We start from the raw sequence: 15,299 nt of genomic DNA, 5'->3' as shown, positions 1-15,299 counted from the left end.
CAATGAAGAGATGGAGGAACCATGAGATGAGCGTACAGCGTTATGCCCACCCGTATATTCCGAATTCTGCACCTGAAGTCAAAGAGAAAATGCTTACCGAAATCGGCTTTTCCAGCATCGAAGATATCTATGCGGACATTCCTCGAGAGCTGCGCCTACAAGAAAAAATGAACATCCCGAAAGCTTTGACCGAGTATGAGCTGGAGCGCCACGTCAACCAGCTGATGAACAAAAACCAAACCACAAAAGAAAATATCAGCTTCCTCGGCGCAGGCTGCTGGCCGCATTTTGTTCCGGCTGTCTGTGATGAAATCAACTCCCGCGCGGAGTTTCTGACGGCGTATGCTGGAGAGCCTTACGAAGACAAGGGGCGCTTTCAGGCGTTGTTCGAATACCAAAGCCTCGTAGCTGAACTGGTCGATATGGATGTCGTAAACGTTCCGACCTTTGACTGGGCACAGGCTGCTTCCACTGCTCTGCGCATGGCAGCACGTATCACCAAACGCACAGAGCTACTGGTCTCGAAAAATATCCATCCCGACAAGCTCTTGATCATCAAAAACTATACGTCTCCTGATCTTACTGTCACCTCGATCGATTTTGAGAACGAAACAGGCAGTCTTGACCTGAATGATTTAAAAGCAAAGCTCAGTGTGGATACAGCAGCGGTTTACTTCGAAAACCCGACCTTCCTCGGCTCAGTGGAAGTAAACGGACAGATGATTGCGGACTTGGCTCATGCTGCTGGTGCCATTTGCGTAGTCGGTGTCGATCCCATCTCTCTCGGCGTGATGGAATCTCCGGCGAATTACGGCGCGGACATTGTGTGCGGAGATTTGCAGCCGCTTGGCGTACACATGCATTACGGCGGTGGGCAATCCGGCTTTATCGCGACGCATGACGATCCGACCTACGTCATGGAATATCCGTCCCGCTTGTTCGGAATCGCTCCGACAGAGGTCGAAGGCGAATACGGCTTCGGGGACGTCGCGTACGACCGCACCTCTTTTGCCAAGCGTGAAAAAGGCAAAGAGTCCGTTGGAACACAAACCGCGCTATGGGGCATTACCGCAGGCGTGTACTTGGCGACGATGGGACCTGTAGGCATGGAAGAAGTCGGGCAAGGCATCATGCAGCGCTCCCAATACGCCGCCAAACAGCTCTCTTCCATTCCCGGAGTCGAGGCCAAATTCGCCGCTCCCTTCTTCAAAGAGTTCGTGATCGACTTTTCGCAAACAGGCAAAACCGTCAAAGACATCAACGCTGCTCTTCTCGCCAAAGGAATTTTCGGCGGAGTTGATTTGACTGAACACTACCCGGAATTGGGTCAATCTGCGCTCTACTGCGTCACGGAGGTTCATACCCAGGAGGATATCGATACACTCGTCGCTGCCATCACAAGCATTTTGTAAAAACGAAAAAGGAGGAAACCGACCATGAAAACATCCGAAGGAACAATCGACAAAATGAAACGGATTCCGAGAGATCATAAGGTACGCCGCTTCCACCAAGCAAAATGGGATGAGCCTGTCATTTTCGAGCTGAGCCAGCCCGGTGAGCGTGGCGTCGAAGTACCACCCGTCGAGCCACAAATCGTGGAGACCGTAGGCGATGGCATCTCTTCGCTGCCAGACAGCCTACGTCGGAAAAAACGGCCGAATCTTCCCGAGATTAGTCAGTACCGCGTGATCCGTCATTACTCCCGCATTTCGCAGGAGGTTCTGGGGTCGGATTTCAACGTCGAGATCGGGCAAGGCACCTGCACGATGAAATACTCCCCGAAAATCAATGAACGCTTCGTACGCTCGCCGAAAATGGCGGAGCTGCATCCGCTGCAAGACGAGTCCACTGTCCAGGGGATGCTGGAGATGACGTATCAGCTCGATCTATACTTGCGCGAGATTTCAGGAATGGACAAATTCTCGTTCCAACCGGGCAGCGGCACACAGGCGTTGTTTACCCAAGCCTCTATCGTGCGCAAATACCACGAAGCTCGCGGCGAAGGAGAACAGCGCAACGAGTTTATTACCACCCATTTTTCCCACCCGTCCCAAGCAGCGACAGCGACAGTCAAAGGCTTCAAAATCATATATGTACCAGCCGACGAAAACGGCTATCCTGATCTGGAAGCGCTAAAAGGTCTCGTATCCGAGCGAACCGCTGCCTTTGCCGTAGCGAATCCAGAGGATACTGGCATTTACAACTCCCGCATCAAGGAGTTCACAGATGTCGTTCACGCCGCAGGGGGGCTGTGCTGCTACGACCAAGCAAACGCCAACGGTTTGCTCGGCATTACCCGCGCGCTGGAAGCAGGCTTTGACATGTGCTTCTTCAACCTGCACAAAACCTTCTCCGTTCCTCACGCTTGCGGCGGACCTGCAACAGGTGCCATTGGGGTCACTGCCGAGCTTGCGCCATTCCTGCCAGGACCGATCGTAGACTTCGACGGAGAGCGTTACTTCTATAAGCGTGATTTGAAAAACAGCATCGGGAAAGTCCGCAGCTTTTACGGTGTACCACCTGCTGTCCTGCGCTCCTACGCTTGGGTCCGTGCACTTGGTGCTGACGGCTTGAGGGAAGTTGCCGAAATCGCTTGCCTTAACAACAACTATCTCTATCACAAAATCCTGCAAATCCGCGGTGCAAGCGCGCCCTATATACAAGGTCGACGCCTGGAGCAGGTTCGCTATAGCTGGCAGCAGCTAAAAGAAGACACGGGCGTCACGACGTATGATGTTCAACGCCGCATGATCGACTTTGCCCACCATTACTGGACCAGTCACCACCCGTACGTCGTGCCAGAGCCGTTTACACTGGAACCGACGGAGTCCTATTCCATGGCAGAGCTCGACGAATACGTTGCGGCACTAACCCATATTTCACAGGAAGCCTATGAGAATCCGGAGATCGTCAAAACAGCGCCGCACAATAGTACAGGTCACCGTGTCCTAGAGTCCGTACTCGATGATCCTGATCAATGGTGCATCACATGGAGAGCTTATTTGAAAAAGACGGCACAAGGATAAAAAGAAAGAAACGCCAGCACGGAATACGACAAGTGCTGGCGTTCTTTTCGTTGGGGAGGTTTCTTTTAGAACTGATTCGGGAACTGCTTAATGATGCCTGCTGTCAGGACATCCGCCAATGAGATGATGTGATCCTCACCTTGATCAAATGCAGCAATATCCGCTTCCCAGTCTTTTTTCAATCTCGCCTGGAGATTATCCGTGAGCAGCTTCAGATGCACGGACATCATCTCTTTTAGTTCCTTCTCAGTCCAATTAGGGTTGGCGCTGCTTAAGAACTTGGCGATCTCATCCGCATTACGGTGCCACTCCTTATCAAGCTTTGCTACAGTAGCCTGATCGCCTTTTTTGGCTGCGTCAATGATTTTGCCGCCTATCGTAATATGCTCGGTCAGCAATTCGGTAAGCTTTTTACCTGCTTCCTCTCCGTAATACGGCTTCATTGCGTTCCCGATATCGACCTGGTTTTTCAAGAGACGTGCCTGTACGGCGTCTTTGTCTTCCAGCCCTGCCAAGGCGCTTACCATATAGGTGTGGTCCCACAGCAAATGGTCAATCCAGAGCCTACGCATATCGCCCTGCAGCTTTACTTCTTTCGGCTTTATACATTCTGCCTGCTGTACATTTCCTTTCGATTCCTTGGCTGCTGCCATACTCGGCACACCAAGTAATGCCACGCAAATCATCAGCAATGTTACTTTCCTGAACACTGGAGTCATTTATTCCTTCTCCTTTTTTGATAAGTAGTGAAGCCCGCTGTTATTTTGAGCAAAATTGGCTTTTTCATGCGTCTAACACATGAGTCCTGCAAATTGACACTTGTCCGAGGCATCCTTATAGTTGTCATTAGCAACAATTGCACGGACTACCTAACCTAGGAGGTTTCGCAATGAAATTAGATGAGTATATCGGCGTCATCGTGAAACGAACGGATTTAAAACTGAACAACTATTATCAAAAAGTATGCAATCCGTACAACATCACTATCGATCAGTGGATGATTTTTGTCGTGTTATGGGAAGAAGAAGGTTTGACCCAGAACGAGTTGGCAGAGCGCACCTACAAGGATAAAACGAATATCGCGCGGATGCTCTTTCTCATGGAAGAAAGAGGGTTCATTCATCGCGAAACAGATAAGAAGGATCGCCGCTCCCTTCGTGTCTATCTGACGGAAAAAGGGCGACTTTTAAAAGACGAGGTCCTTCCTCCCTCCATTGAAGCGTACGAGAAAACCATTGCAGGATTGACCGAAGAAGAAGTGAACCAATTTCGAAGAACACTCAATATCATTTATGAGAACGTGAAAAACTTGTAAAAACAAAACATATTGCAGGATGCCATTTTTTGTATATAATTAGTTGTTATAACAACAGTTTTTATAACAACTTTAAGGACGGAATATATACAAAAAAGGAGTGAAAATGATGAGCACAGAAGGGATTTGGAGCACACATTACCGAGCGTTGACGATTGGTATTATTCTTGTAGTGACTGCTACAGCATTTGAAGGCTTGGCTGTCACGACAATCGCCCCCGGTCTTTCCCGAGAGCTACAGGGAGAGGATCTTTATGGGTGGGTATTCAGTGCTTATTTGTTAGCTCAGCTGATTGGAACCGTAGTCACAGGTCAATTCGTCGATAGAAAAGGGCCTGCCCAGCCTTTTATTGTCACGATCGTGCTCTTTGCTGTTGGAATTATAGTTGCTGCAATTGCGCCAGATATGCTTACTTTACTGCTCGGGCGAGTCATGCAAGGATTCGGAGCCGGTGCCTTGGTCAATTGCGTGTATACCATGATTACTTTGCGTTACCCTGATTCCCTTCGCCCTCAGATTCTCGCTGTCTTCTCCAGCGCTTATATCCTTCCAGGCTTGTTCGGACCCTATGTCGCCGGCATTATTGCTGAACAGTTGTCGTGGAGATATGTCTTCTGGTTGATCCTTCCCTTTATCTTTCTGTCTGCACTCTTAACTACTCCCTCTTTCCGAGGCTTACAGCCGCCAAATGCAGGTGCGGCAAACAATCGTAGTCTTCTTCTGCCTTTTTTCTTGGCTCTAGGGACTGGTGCCTTGCTTTTTGGACTCGGCAAAATTCCCTCCATCTACGGTTTCCTGCTATCCATCGCGGGTTTGCTCACCCTCAGTGTCCCATTATATAAGCTGATGCCGAAAGGAACGCTCGTCGCACGCTCAGGCTTACCTGCTGTCATTGCGTCTCGGGGTCTTTTTGTCGCTGCCTATTACGGCACACAAACGTATCTTGTCCTTGGACTCACCTCGATTTTAGGATTAACCGCCGACAAAGCTGGTTTAGCTGTTGCCTCCGCAGCAATCAGTTGGTCGCTGGCAGCCAATGTACAAGCAAAGCTGGACAAGAAAGACCAAGGAGCTGGTCGAAAAAAACGAATTATCATCGGTCTCGTCATTATGCTCATCGGGGTCGCTTGCACCGTACCGCTGACGTTGATTCAACAAGACCTTTTCGGTATCGTGGTCGCGATTTTTAGCCAGATCATTATGGGCTTCGGAATCGGTTTGGCTCACCCGACAAGCGGTGCGATTGCGTTTTCTCTTGCAAAGCCTGGTGAAGAAGGAAAAGTATCTGCTGAAATTTCTATCGCCGACACGTTCACACCAGCGATTGTCATTGGGATGGGGGGTGCCATCGTGTCTGTGATGACTGCCTTTGAGTTTTCACTTTCTGTTGGGATTACCGTTTCCCTGCTCCTTCAGACGTTCATCGTCCTACTAGGGCTGGCATCTGCTGCCCGACTGGCAACACGTTCCGTACCTGTTCAAGAAAAAAGGACACCTTAAAAAGGTGTCCTTTACTCATATAGAGAGGGCACCAGCAGTAGGCGCCCTCTCCCCAAACATCCCTATTCAGTCTCCTGCTTGTACAGGTTTTGTAATTCCTCGAGGCTTTTTTCGGTCTTGTGGAATCGTCTTTCCAGCCGTGCCTGGACTAATCTAGGCAATTCATTTTTCAAAATGTGTACAATATAAAACAGGGTTCCGATAATGACGAACATACTCAATATCAAGGTGATTTCTGGCGTAATGATAAAAAAGCACATACCGCCTATCAAAATCGTCAGTAGAATGTATCCAAACCATCTCCCCATGGTTCACTCCCCTTTACGATTCACAAACCACCTATATTTTACCAAACCATATAACACTTGTCCTTGAAAAAAGGGTGCCCTCCAGTAGTGATATCTACGTGAGGACACCCTGCTCTATTCAAACGACTTCCGTGTATCCTTTACCCAATAATCTTGGTCTTCTTCGCATTCTCCATCGACTTTTCAATAAGTCCGCTCAACGGACGCTTCAGCGCGAGCGCCACAAACAGGCTGATCCCGATAAAGCCGAATAATACGAGAATATCCCGAATCGCCGTTTCCCAGAGGATGCCGCCCACACCTTCACGCAACAGGCTGATCGCATACGTGAAGGGCATGTATGGGTTCAGCGCTTGGAAAAACGGTGAAGTCATGCTGATCGGGAACGTACCGCCCGAGCTGGAAAATTGAAATACCATGAAGATGATCGCTATGCCTTTGCCCACGTTGCCGAAAACGGACACCAGCGTGTACGTAATCGTAACGAACACTAGGCTGATCAGCATACCGAATAACACAAACGGAGCTTTATCCGCCACATAGGCCCCGAGGATGTAAATATCACCGAGCGTGACGAACAACGCCTGAAGTAGCCCGATGGTCGCGAACGTTCCCAAGCGGCCCAGGTACAACTGATACGGCTTGTACACTCCGCCCGGATTTTCCGCATTCGGCTTCAGCAGAGAAATCAACAAGGTCGCACCTACCCAAAGAGACAGCACACCGTAAAAAGGTGACATGGCCGAACCGTAATTCGGAATCGGATATAGGCGGTTTTCCTTGATCTGCACGGGACTTGCGAGGAATTCGCTCTCTTTTTTAATGTCGCCGCGCAATAGCTTGGCAAGATCGGCGAAGTTGTTGTTCGCCTCGACTTCTCTCAGCTTGTCAGCTGCCTGCCCAATGGCACTCTCCAGCTTTGGCAGATCATCGCGAACCAATGCGGCAACTCTGTGGACTCCTGCCTCCACCTCCGGGAGCTTGTAGCGCACAAAATCAGCCAGCTTGGTCAAATTCTCCTCCGCTTTAGGCAGATCGTTCTGGACGAATGCCGCTGCCTCGTCGAGCTTCTTCCCGATAGTAGGAAGATTCCCCTTCAAGAATGGAGCTGCTACGCGAATGGCATTTGCAAAAGCATCCGACTTGCTTCTGAGCGTTTGTGCGAGCTCGTGGACTTGCGCCCGTATTTGCGGCATCTCCTGCTGGATTCGTTTCAGTTCTGCCAATCCCAGCTCCAAGCCCGACTTTGTCTCTTGGAGAATCGCTTCAATATCCGGAAGTTTTTCTTGGGCCTTATGCAGTAGATCGGCAGATTCTCCTGTGATCACCTTCAGCCTTTCAATGCCCTCGGATATTTTCGGGACGATTTCGCTATCGTAACGGGACAGGATGTCTCCCAATTCCGCGCTGGTGTTTTTCGAAAGCTGATTCAGACTCTCGACTAAGTCTTTCGCAGGCTGCTTGCCTTTTTCCAGCGCACTTGCAATCATGCCGAGAATCTCGATTTGCCGGTTCATTCTGTTCTCAATCGTGCGCAGCCTCTCTGCGAAATGACTCAATGGCTGTCCAGGAATATAACTGTTTACTTTCTCTACAAGCGATGCCGTATGCCCCAAAACATTCACGGCTCTGGCTAATCTGTCTTTCACGGCATTTACCTCACTCGCAGTAGGCAGGCGATCCGGATTGATCTGCAACAGTCTATCTGTGAGTTGTGTGAGTGCATCCGAGGCTTGCTGGGCTAAGATGAGATTTTGCTTGATCAGCGGTGCAATCGTTTCAAAGGCACCGTCATGCTTCGTAAAAAAGTCATTGAGCTGATCGGCAACAGCCGCGCCCTTATCAGTCAGATCAGCGATACGAGGCAACGCATCCTGAGCAGCCGAAACGATCTCAATAGCCTGACTCGCTTTTTCTGTGGCCGTAGTCACTGCGTTTGCGACTTTATCAAAATTTTGATCCAGCTCTTCAATTCGTCCGACGGCTTGCTCAATCACCGGCAGCTTGTCTTCCATCGCGATAATGACAGACGCCGCCTCATTGATTTTCGGCCAGTTTTGCTGAATCTTGAGCACGGCCTGCCCTGCTTGATTGATTTCGGGGATTCTTTTTTCCACTTCCAAAATGATCTGCGCTTTCTCGTGAATCTCGGGAAGTTTCTTCTCAATCTCCAACACTTTTTGCCCAGCGGCACGAATCTCGGGCAGGCTTTTTTCTAGTTGGAAAACGCCACTCTCGATTTTGCGGATGGTCGGCAATTGCTCTTCAATTTTAATGCCGATCTCTGTAAGCTTCGTCAGCAAGGCTTCACTGACGCTTTCCGTAAAGCTCTCGTTGATCTGCTTGGCAATCGCTGAAACACCTGACGAGGTGATTTTGGGTGCGACCGCGTTCACCTTTTCATTGACCGTATAGATCACTTCAGGCTTGTTCAGATTGCCATGGACAATTCCCGTAATTTTTGTGGAAAAGTCAGCTGGGATCAGAATGCTGGCATAGTAATCGCCCCGCTCCACGCCCCGCCTGGCCTCTTCTTTGTCCACAAAGGTCCACCCTAGTTTCTGGTTGTTGTGCAAGCTCTTTATGAGCTCGTCTCCGATGTTGACCTTTTGGTCACCAACCGTGGCTCCCTGATCCTCGCTCGTCACCGCCACCTTGACACCTTGCGTATTGGCGTAAGGGTCCCATACTGATTTGATGTTGATCCAATCGTATAAACAAGGAAGGAGAATGATGGCGATGATCAGAAAAATCCCAGTCGGAACCTTGAAAATGTTAATCCAGTCCGTTTTGTAAATCTTCCATATAGACCGCATGTATGTACCACCTAGTAAGAAAGAATGGATGAATCGTTACACTCACATGACAGTTTACCATGGAAGGAAATGATCGGGAATGAGTCTGCCAATAGTAGCATGGGCTGCTGTGCGCCAAATTATGATGGACAATCGTTAGCGCGCCGGACTCACCATGTCAAAGCTCCAATCCACATTTTCATACCTTTTTACAAGCTGACTGGCCGTGATCGTTACCGGCTGATTCTCTCTTCCTCTTGGGAAATCGCGGATGGTGATCGAGCGATCCTCTTTTTTCATTTTAACAACGCCCAATCCGATTGCATCAATTCCACGGTATTCATAGGTGTCCTGGTGGTAGGTGACATCTGCCTCAATGATACCGACGTATCCGGATGTGCCGGGAGCTGGATCAGGATCGGGCGCGATGCGAAACGCCTTCAAGACGAACGTATTCCCCTCATTGGTGAAGGTGACTGGCTGGCTGGCTGGCTGTTGAGTTTTGCAGGCGTAAATGTCAGGAGCAAATCGGACGGTTCTGCCTTCTCGATGTAGACGGTACGATATGTCAGCTTTTTGTTTGGTTCAATTGGACCGTAAAACTCGCCGGCACCATTCGTATCCATCACAACCTTGCCTGTCTCATCGACGATTTCCCACATGACTGTCGCATTCGTTCCGAAGAAATCCCATAGCTCTTGGGCGGTTACCTTGTCATCGTAAAGAGAATTATTGACCTCCACCATCGCTTGCACTCTCGATTCCATACGGGCACGCTGTTGCTCATTCATTTTGGAGGAGAGGATCAGCTTTGATTCTATCGGCGTCAGCACCAGTCGGTCAGCCTCCAAGATAAATCCTTGCGGTGAGGTGTATGTTTTATGTATCGGAATGGTTTGCGTTGCCGATTTGCTTTTTTCCAAAGAGACGGGGACCTTCAAATGCCAGCTTCCATAAACAGGATTTCCCTTCTTATCGTCTTCTGCTGGGGCTTCATCTTGCAAATCCACTCTATTTACTTTCAAGTTGAGAATCAAATCATTTGGAATGTTCTCTGGTAGATACAACGTCTCGAATCCGTATGAATGCTGCACCTCGGTTCCGATGTATTTCCCGTTTTTGTCTGACAGAAAAATCCGGTTGTCCTTGTTATCAAACTCAATTGAAGCCTCTAGCTCTTGATTTTGTTCTGTGAAAAACCGAATCGACACGTACATTTTCAATGGATCGACCAAAATCTCATCTATCAGCATGGTAATACCTTGATCGGTTACCTTTTGATTCACTTTTTGAGAAAAGCCCAGATCGCCTCCACGCTGCATCTCCGCGTTAAACGACTCGGAAAAAATCGATGTGACATAATGCGCGAGCGTAGGAGATGAGACAACACCCACGGTCAGGGCAAGCAGCAGGACAGCTGCAGTAATACCTGCTCTTTGCCATAGTCGATGGCCAGGCCAGTTCTTTCGGCGCATCGTTCCTTGTTGCCGCTCTTCTATCTGTAGCACCTCCGCCATGACTTGATTGGTGAAAGGATCTGAGGCGGATACGATTGGCCATGGTTTACTCAAGTCAGAGTCCACTTCCTCAATTTCCTGAAGCAGCATGGCCTGACAATGCTCACATCCAGCGATATGGTCTTGAAGCTGCTTTCCTTCCTCGTTTGATAGCTCTCGGTCGACCTGATTGATCAGCCTGACACAATCAGTACATTTCATGAAGCTCCCTCCTTTTCCCCATGAGCTCACGCAGCTTTTTTTTCGCACGGTACAAGTGAACCTGCACGGTTGTCACCGGAACCTGCATCGTCTCCGCAATTTCCTGATAGCTCAGCTCTTCAAAATAACGCAGTGTAAGCACGATCCGGTAATGGGAAGCGAGATCTCCCATGACTCTACTAGTTCATTGTGCTTTTCACGCGCCAAGTAAAACGATTCCGGGTCTTCTTTACAGGTATGGACCGTATTGGACTCCTGGAAAGGTACGCTCGGATGCTTCTGGGCCGTCCGCCATGCTTGCAGACAACAATTGGTCGCGATTTTGTTTAACCAAGCTGAAAATGGAAGGCTCGCATCGTATTGACGCAAGCTTTTATACGCGTTGACGAAAGCCGCTTGGGCGAAGTCTTCTGCATCCTCACGGGAGTTGCCCATCCGGATGAGTAACGAGCACACCCTGTCTTTGTATTTGTTCACAAGGTGGGCATATGCATACGGATCTCCTTCCAAGACTTGCTTCACCCACTCTTGATCCTCCTCCATGAACTGTCTCTCCCTTCTTTCTTTATGACCAGACTTCACGTTCACTTCTACTGTCCAGCAATCATTCTACCTTTACTATGAAAAGAACGGTCTTTTTCTTACAGGAATGTAAAAGTTTTTTTGGACAAGAAAAAAGCCCAACCATCACTGGTCAGGCTCTTTCTAGTAAATCGGTAGCTCTATTTTCTCACTTTCAACTTGTACTCGCTCGTATGACCATCGTTCTTGGCAACAATCGTCAGTGTGGTTTTTTCTGGTGCATCCTCATGGACAGTAACCAGACCATCCTCGCTAACTACCGCATATTCTTCCTCTTCTACACGGTAAGTAGTTCCTGTACTTTCCTTGGTCATATCTCGTCCACTGCGGTCTGTCATGTTCGCCCATACGAGCATTTGAACTTTATCACCAGGCTTCACTGAACTCTTTTTGGTAGATAGATTGATACTTTTGACTTCCGCAATCGAGAAAGTCACTTTAATCGATTTCTCTCCGTTTGTCACCTTGACTGTAAATTTCTTGCCAGGTCTCGCATCCTCAGAAACCTCAATCAAGCCGTTTTCATCAATAGTGACCCTATCGTTGTCAGATTCATAAACCGTTCCGCTCTCGCCATCGGTCAGATCCTGCTTGGTGCGGTTCGAGAACGATCCTGTTACTTGAAGCTGGAGACTCTCTCCTGGCAACAGTGTTGCTTTGTTTGGTGTAACTTTCACGCTTTGCAGACCTGCACTTGCTACCATGTAGATTCCCGGTTTTTCGATATCAAAGCTTGCGCGGTCCCCCGTTTTGATAACCTCTACTGGTTTTCCTTTGGAAGTCTTGAGGCTGCTCCATTCTTTCTCCGCTTCATCATAATGATGAGCCGTCAAATATTTATCCTTTTTCTCGTAAGGCAGAATCATGCGGACAGTCTCGCTGTCAAAGCGTTTCCATTCCTCGTTGTCTGCTTTCAGGCGAACTTCGTACATATCGCTGGCATTGCCCGATTTCGAAGGCTTTTTGATGTCGTCCGGCTTCGAGATCTCGGCGTGGATATCCGCACCGTCATGCTCTTCGAGAAGCTCGCTGGACAGCCACACACCTGCGTCTTCCTTGTTCACCAAGGCTACATTGATTTGTTTTTGTGCCAATGCATCGACGATATCACCACTTAGTGTCATCGAAGATTTTTCTTCTTCCTTCGATTTTTTCGCTGCACGCACTTCATGACGAGTGCCGTCCATGCGAATCTCGATTGTCTTCTCCAATCCAAACAGCGATGCTTGCTTGTCCAGTGCTTTCTCAATGGCCTCTACTGCTTGGGCAAAACGTTCGATCTGAGCGACTACCTTCTCCGTATTTTCGCTATCGTCTGCTTCGATCGTGCTGACCTGTGTCAAAAGTTCAGCGATTGGTTCTTTCAGCTTTTTCACCCATTTTTCAGAGAGATCGTCTTTATCCAGCTTGGCAATCGTCGTCTCTGCTACATGAGCCATGACTTTTACTGCTTGCTCCCATTGTTCTTGATCGTTTTTCTCGATCTCACCTACAACTGGCAAGAAAGCATCCTTCAACAGGGAATAGGTCTGTTCTAACACTTGATCCTCATCGACGATATCCTCTTTCCACTTGGAAACCATCGCGACCAACACGGTATCCGTTGCATCGGAGACCAAAGCAAGATGCGTAGAATCACTGAGCTTGTCGTCCTTGATCAGCTTGGACAATTGTTTGATCGCATTCTCGGCTTGCTTCTCTACTACATCCTCATCTGTAGCGTTCTTAATGGCATCAGCAGCAGCACGATTGGCTTGGCGCAACTGCTCATCTGGCGTGAGTACAGGTGGATCTACCGGTGGTGTGACTGGCGGTACTTCGGTAAACGCGTCCTTCAGTGCTGTTTGCGCAAAGTCCACTGACTCTGTGTCCTTTTGCTTGGAGAAAGCTAGAATTTTCGTCGCGCCATTCGGGATCGCCGTACCATTCGGCATCACGTAGATGACCTTATCGCCTGTCTTGGCTACAGATGCGATCGCTGACTGATCGGACAGCTTGCCCTCGTCGTTCCCCCAGTAGAGTACATACTCGTCAATGTTCGCTTCATTTGCCGCAGGAGTGATCGTGACGTCCCCGCCAATCACACCCTTATTTGTGTCGGCATCGGTAAAGGATACCGCCTGTGGTGCCTGTGCCTGCGTTTCATCGACAATCGTAAAGGTCACGCGGCCAAGCTCCAAATTATCGTTATCTGTGCGATACTCTGCTTCCCCGACATAAATCGCATCGTATTTGCCCGGAGCGAGCTTCAAATCCTTGAATGAGACCGTTCCATTTGGTTGCTTCACGCTGCTCGTTTTTTGCTGAGCGATTGCTTTTACATTTTTGCCCAACTTCGTGCCTGTAGGGAAAATACCGATCCAGTCTTCTCTTACCGAGCTCGTGTAGGCCACTTCAATCGCTTCTGACGACAGGTACTTCTCCTTCACCATCTGAACCGTAGGATTGCTCAAGGTCAAATCTGGATCGGTAGAAGGGTCTACCACTGGAATTTTCTTGGATAGATCAATTTCATATTGTGCATTGGCGATCCACGTGTCGTTTTTAAAATCTCTGCCTTTTACCAGGACTTTATCCTTGTAAACTTCCACGAAAAAGCCTTGGCTTCCGTCCTTGCCTGTATTGGCGTCTGTCCACAAATAAGAGGTAGCACCCGCATTAAACATCGTGGCGTATTTGGCGTTGTACATCGTATCCTTCGCACCCAACTCCCAGTGTGTATGTCCACTGAACAGGAAAGCTCCAGGATGCTTCGCCAGGATCGTTTTCAATTCTGTATCTTGTCTGACACCGTACCAGTAATTGCTTTTGAGATAGCCATCATTGGCACCGGCTACCGTGTTCTTCAACGGTTGGTGATGGAAAATGAACGTCGGCTTGCCCCCAGACTCAGCCAGCTTCTCATCCAGCCATTTCAACTGCGTTTCAGACAGGTAGGAATAGTCTTTCAGCCCTTTTTCCGTGCCAAGGAAAATGAACTGGTAGCCGTTGATCCACTCATTGTAGTAGCTGGACTTCATGTTGGTGTACTTGTGGAACAGCTCGGAAAACTGCGTCCAGTCCCCCCAGCGAACGTCGTGGTTCCCTTGCACAAAATACGTTTCCGGGAGTTGGTCCTTGTACATGTTAAAAATCCGGGCCAGCTCCATGTATTGCGCTTCGGTTCCGTTCTCGGTATTGTCCCCGATGGTCATGAGTCCGTCACTGTCCGGATTCAGCGCAACCATATCTTTGAAAGCATCTTCGAGGTTTTTATTATGAACGTGATCCTTGCTGGTTTGCACATGCATGTCGGTGATGACTTCAAAGCTGACCAATGGCTTCTCTTTCACCATTCCTGGGATCGTAAACTCTGCGCTCGCAGTCGTTTCACCCGCAGCTGAATCCGAGTAAGCGAGGAGCTTCGTCGCACCTTTTGGAATGACCGTGTTAGCTGGGATTGTATAGGTCGCATACGTTTCACCTGGCGTAGTTGGAGGCTGCACTTGTGCGATGATCGGCTCTCCAGGCAGCTTTCCGACATCATTTCCCCAGTACAGATTGTAATGAGCCACATTCGCAGTATCGGCAGGGATTTTGATTTTCACATCGCCTGCGATCTGGTCTGCATCGTCATCCGTATCGACAAAAGTAATACCCGCAGGAGGATTCAAGGTAATGATCGAAAAAGGAGCTCGCTGAAAAATGTTGTAGCCGTCATTTTGCATGTACAGCGCCTCGTACTCACCTGCTGGCAATGACTTCGTAAAGCTCATCGCACCATTCGGCTGACCGTTTGCACTCGTATATTGCCAAGCGAGAGAAGGATTGCTGCCCTGTGGAATGGCACCTGCTTTATACAGTCCGATCCAATCCTTCAAGGAAGCTCCTGTATACGACAAGGACATCGGTTGACCATACAAATAGGTTTGCTTGTCCATCGTGACGGTCTGCTCTCCTGCTGCCTGAACGCCTTGGATCATAAAAGGTTGAGTCATTCCCATGAAGGCAACCGTAACACCCAGTACCATCGACATCGTTTTGTTTATCACTTTCATAATAAACGCGCACCTCA

General features: G+C 48.9%; 12 protein-coding genes. 4 read left to right on the top strand and 8 right to left on the bottom strand.

Annotated features, from left to right (window positions below):
- Nucleotides 1–26: 26 nt before the first annotated feature.
- Nucleotides 27–1,412 carry an aminomethyl-transferring glycine dehydrogenase subunit GcvPA gene (gene gcvPA, locus POF51_RS23900; protein WP_069849968.1) on the top strand — a complete coding sequence of 462 codons (1,386 nt, stop codon included), beginning with the start codon at nucleotides 27–29 and terminating at the stop codon, nucleotides 1,410–1,412.
- Nucleotides 1,413–1,436: 24 nt separating this feature from the next.
- Complete coding sequence (gene gcvPB, locus POF51_RS23895) at nucleotides 1,437–3,026, top strand: aminomethyl-transferring glycine dehydrogenase subunit GcvPB (protein WP_069849970.1); 1,590 nt, start codon at nucleotides 1,437–1,439, stop codon at nucleotides 3,024–3,026.
- Between the two features lie 65 nt (nucleotides 3,027–3,091).
- Here the strand turns inward: gcvPB and POF51_RS23890 are convergent, their stop codons facing one another.
- On the bottom strand, nucleotides 3,092–3,745 hold the full coding sequence (locus POF51_RS23890) for a glycosyltransferase (RefSeq protein WP_069849972.1): 654 nt from the start codon (nucleotides 3,743–3,745) through the stop codon (nucleotides 3,092–3,094).
- 170 nt (nucleotides 3,746–3,915) lie between these two features.
- Between POF51_RS23890 and POF51_RS23885 the strand changes: the two genes are divergently transcribed.
- Together POF51_RS23885 and POF51_RS23880 are read left to right on the top strand one after the other, a co-directional pair.
- A complete protein-coding gene (locus POF51_RS23885; protein WP_056489008.1) occupies nucleotides 3,916–4,341 on the top strand; it encodes a MarR family winged helix-turn-helix transcriptional regulator in 426 nt (141 codons plus the stop codon).
- Nucleotides 4,342–4,450: 109 nt separating this feature from the next.
- Nucleotides 4,451–5,842: an MFS transporter gene (locus POF51_RS23880; RefSeq protein ID WP_069849975.1), complete on the top strand. Its 1,392-nt coding sequence runs from the start codon at nucleotides 4,451–4,453 to the stop codon at nucleotides 5,840–5,842.
- Between the two features lie 62 nt (nucleotides 5,843–5,904).
- Here the strand turns inward: POF51_RS23880 and POF51_RS23875 are convergent, their stop codons facing one another.
- From POF51_RS23875 to POF51_RS23845, 7 genes are all read right to left on the bottom strand, one after another.
- Nucleotides 5,905–6,150 (bottom strand): hypothetical protein, encoded by a 246-nt coding sequence (locus tag POF51_RS23875; protein ID WP_069849977.1) that lies wholly within the window; start codon nucleotides 6,148–6,150, stop codon nucleotides 5,905–5,907.
- A 140-nt stretch (nucleotides 6,151–6,290) separates the two neighbouring features.
- Nucleotides 6,291–8,966, bottom strand: a complete 2,676-nt coding sequence (locus POF51_RS23870) for a YhgE/Pip domain-containing protein (RefSeq protein ID WP_271756235.1) — start codon at nucleotides 8,964–8,966, stop codon at nucleotides 6,291–6,293.
- Nucleotides 8,967–9,101: 135 nt separating this feature from the next.
- Nucleotides 9,102–9,389: a hypothetical protein gene (locus tag POF51_RS23865; protein ID WP_069849982.1), complete on the bottom strand. Its 288-nt coding sequence runs from the start codon at nucleotides 9,387–9,389 to the stop codon at nucleotides 9,102–9,104.
- Nucleotides 9,386–10,663 carry a DUF4179 domain-containing protein gene (locus POF51_RS23860; RefSeq protein ID WP_271756232.1) on the bottom strand — a complete coding sequence of 426 codons (1,278 nt, stop codon included), beginning with the start codon at nucleotides 10,661–10,663 and terminating at the stop codon, nucleotides 9,386–9,388. Before POF51_RS23860 ends, POF51_RS23865 begins: the two co-directional genes overlap by 4 nt.
- Nucleotides 10,650–10,835 (bottom strand): RNA polymerase sigma factor, encoded by a 186-nt coding sequence (locus tag POF51_RS23855; protein ID WP_271756229.1) that lies wholly within the window; start codon nucleotides 10,833–10,835, stop codon nucleotides 10,650–10,652. The genes POF51_RS23860 and POF51_RS23855 overlap by 14 nt, the downstream gene beginning before the upstream one ends.
- Nucleotides 10,775–11,206: an RNA polymerase sigma factor gene (locus POF51_RS23850; RefSeq protein WP_271756227.1), complete on the bottom strand. Its 432-nt coding sequence runs from the start codon at nucleotides 11,204–11,206 to the stop codon at nucleotides 10,775–10,777. Before POF51_RS23850 ends, POF51_RS23855 begins: the two co-directional genes overlap by 61 nt.
- Nucleotides 11,207–11,385: 179 nt before the next feature.
- Nucleotides 11,386–15,282 carry a metallophosphoesterase gene (locus tag POF51_RS23845; RefSeq protein ID WP_069849986.1) on the bottom strand — a complete coding sequence of 1,299 codons (3,897 nt, stop codon included), beginning with the start codon at nucleotides 15,280–15,282 and terminating at the stop codon, nucleotides 11,386–11,388.
- Between the last annotated feature and the right edge of the window lie 17 nt (nucleotides 15,283–15,299).

It is taken from the genome of Brevibacillus sp. AG, from assembly GCF_028369215.1.
GTDB lineage: Bacteria > Bacillota > Bacilli > Brevibacillales > Brevibacillaceae > Brevibacillus > Brevibacillus porteri.
Note: the sequence above shows the minus strand (reverse complement) of the source record. Positions and strands in the feature narration are given on the sequence as shown.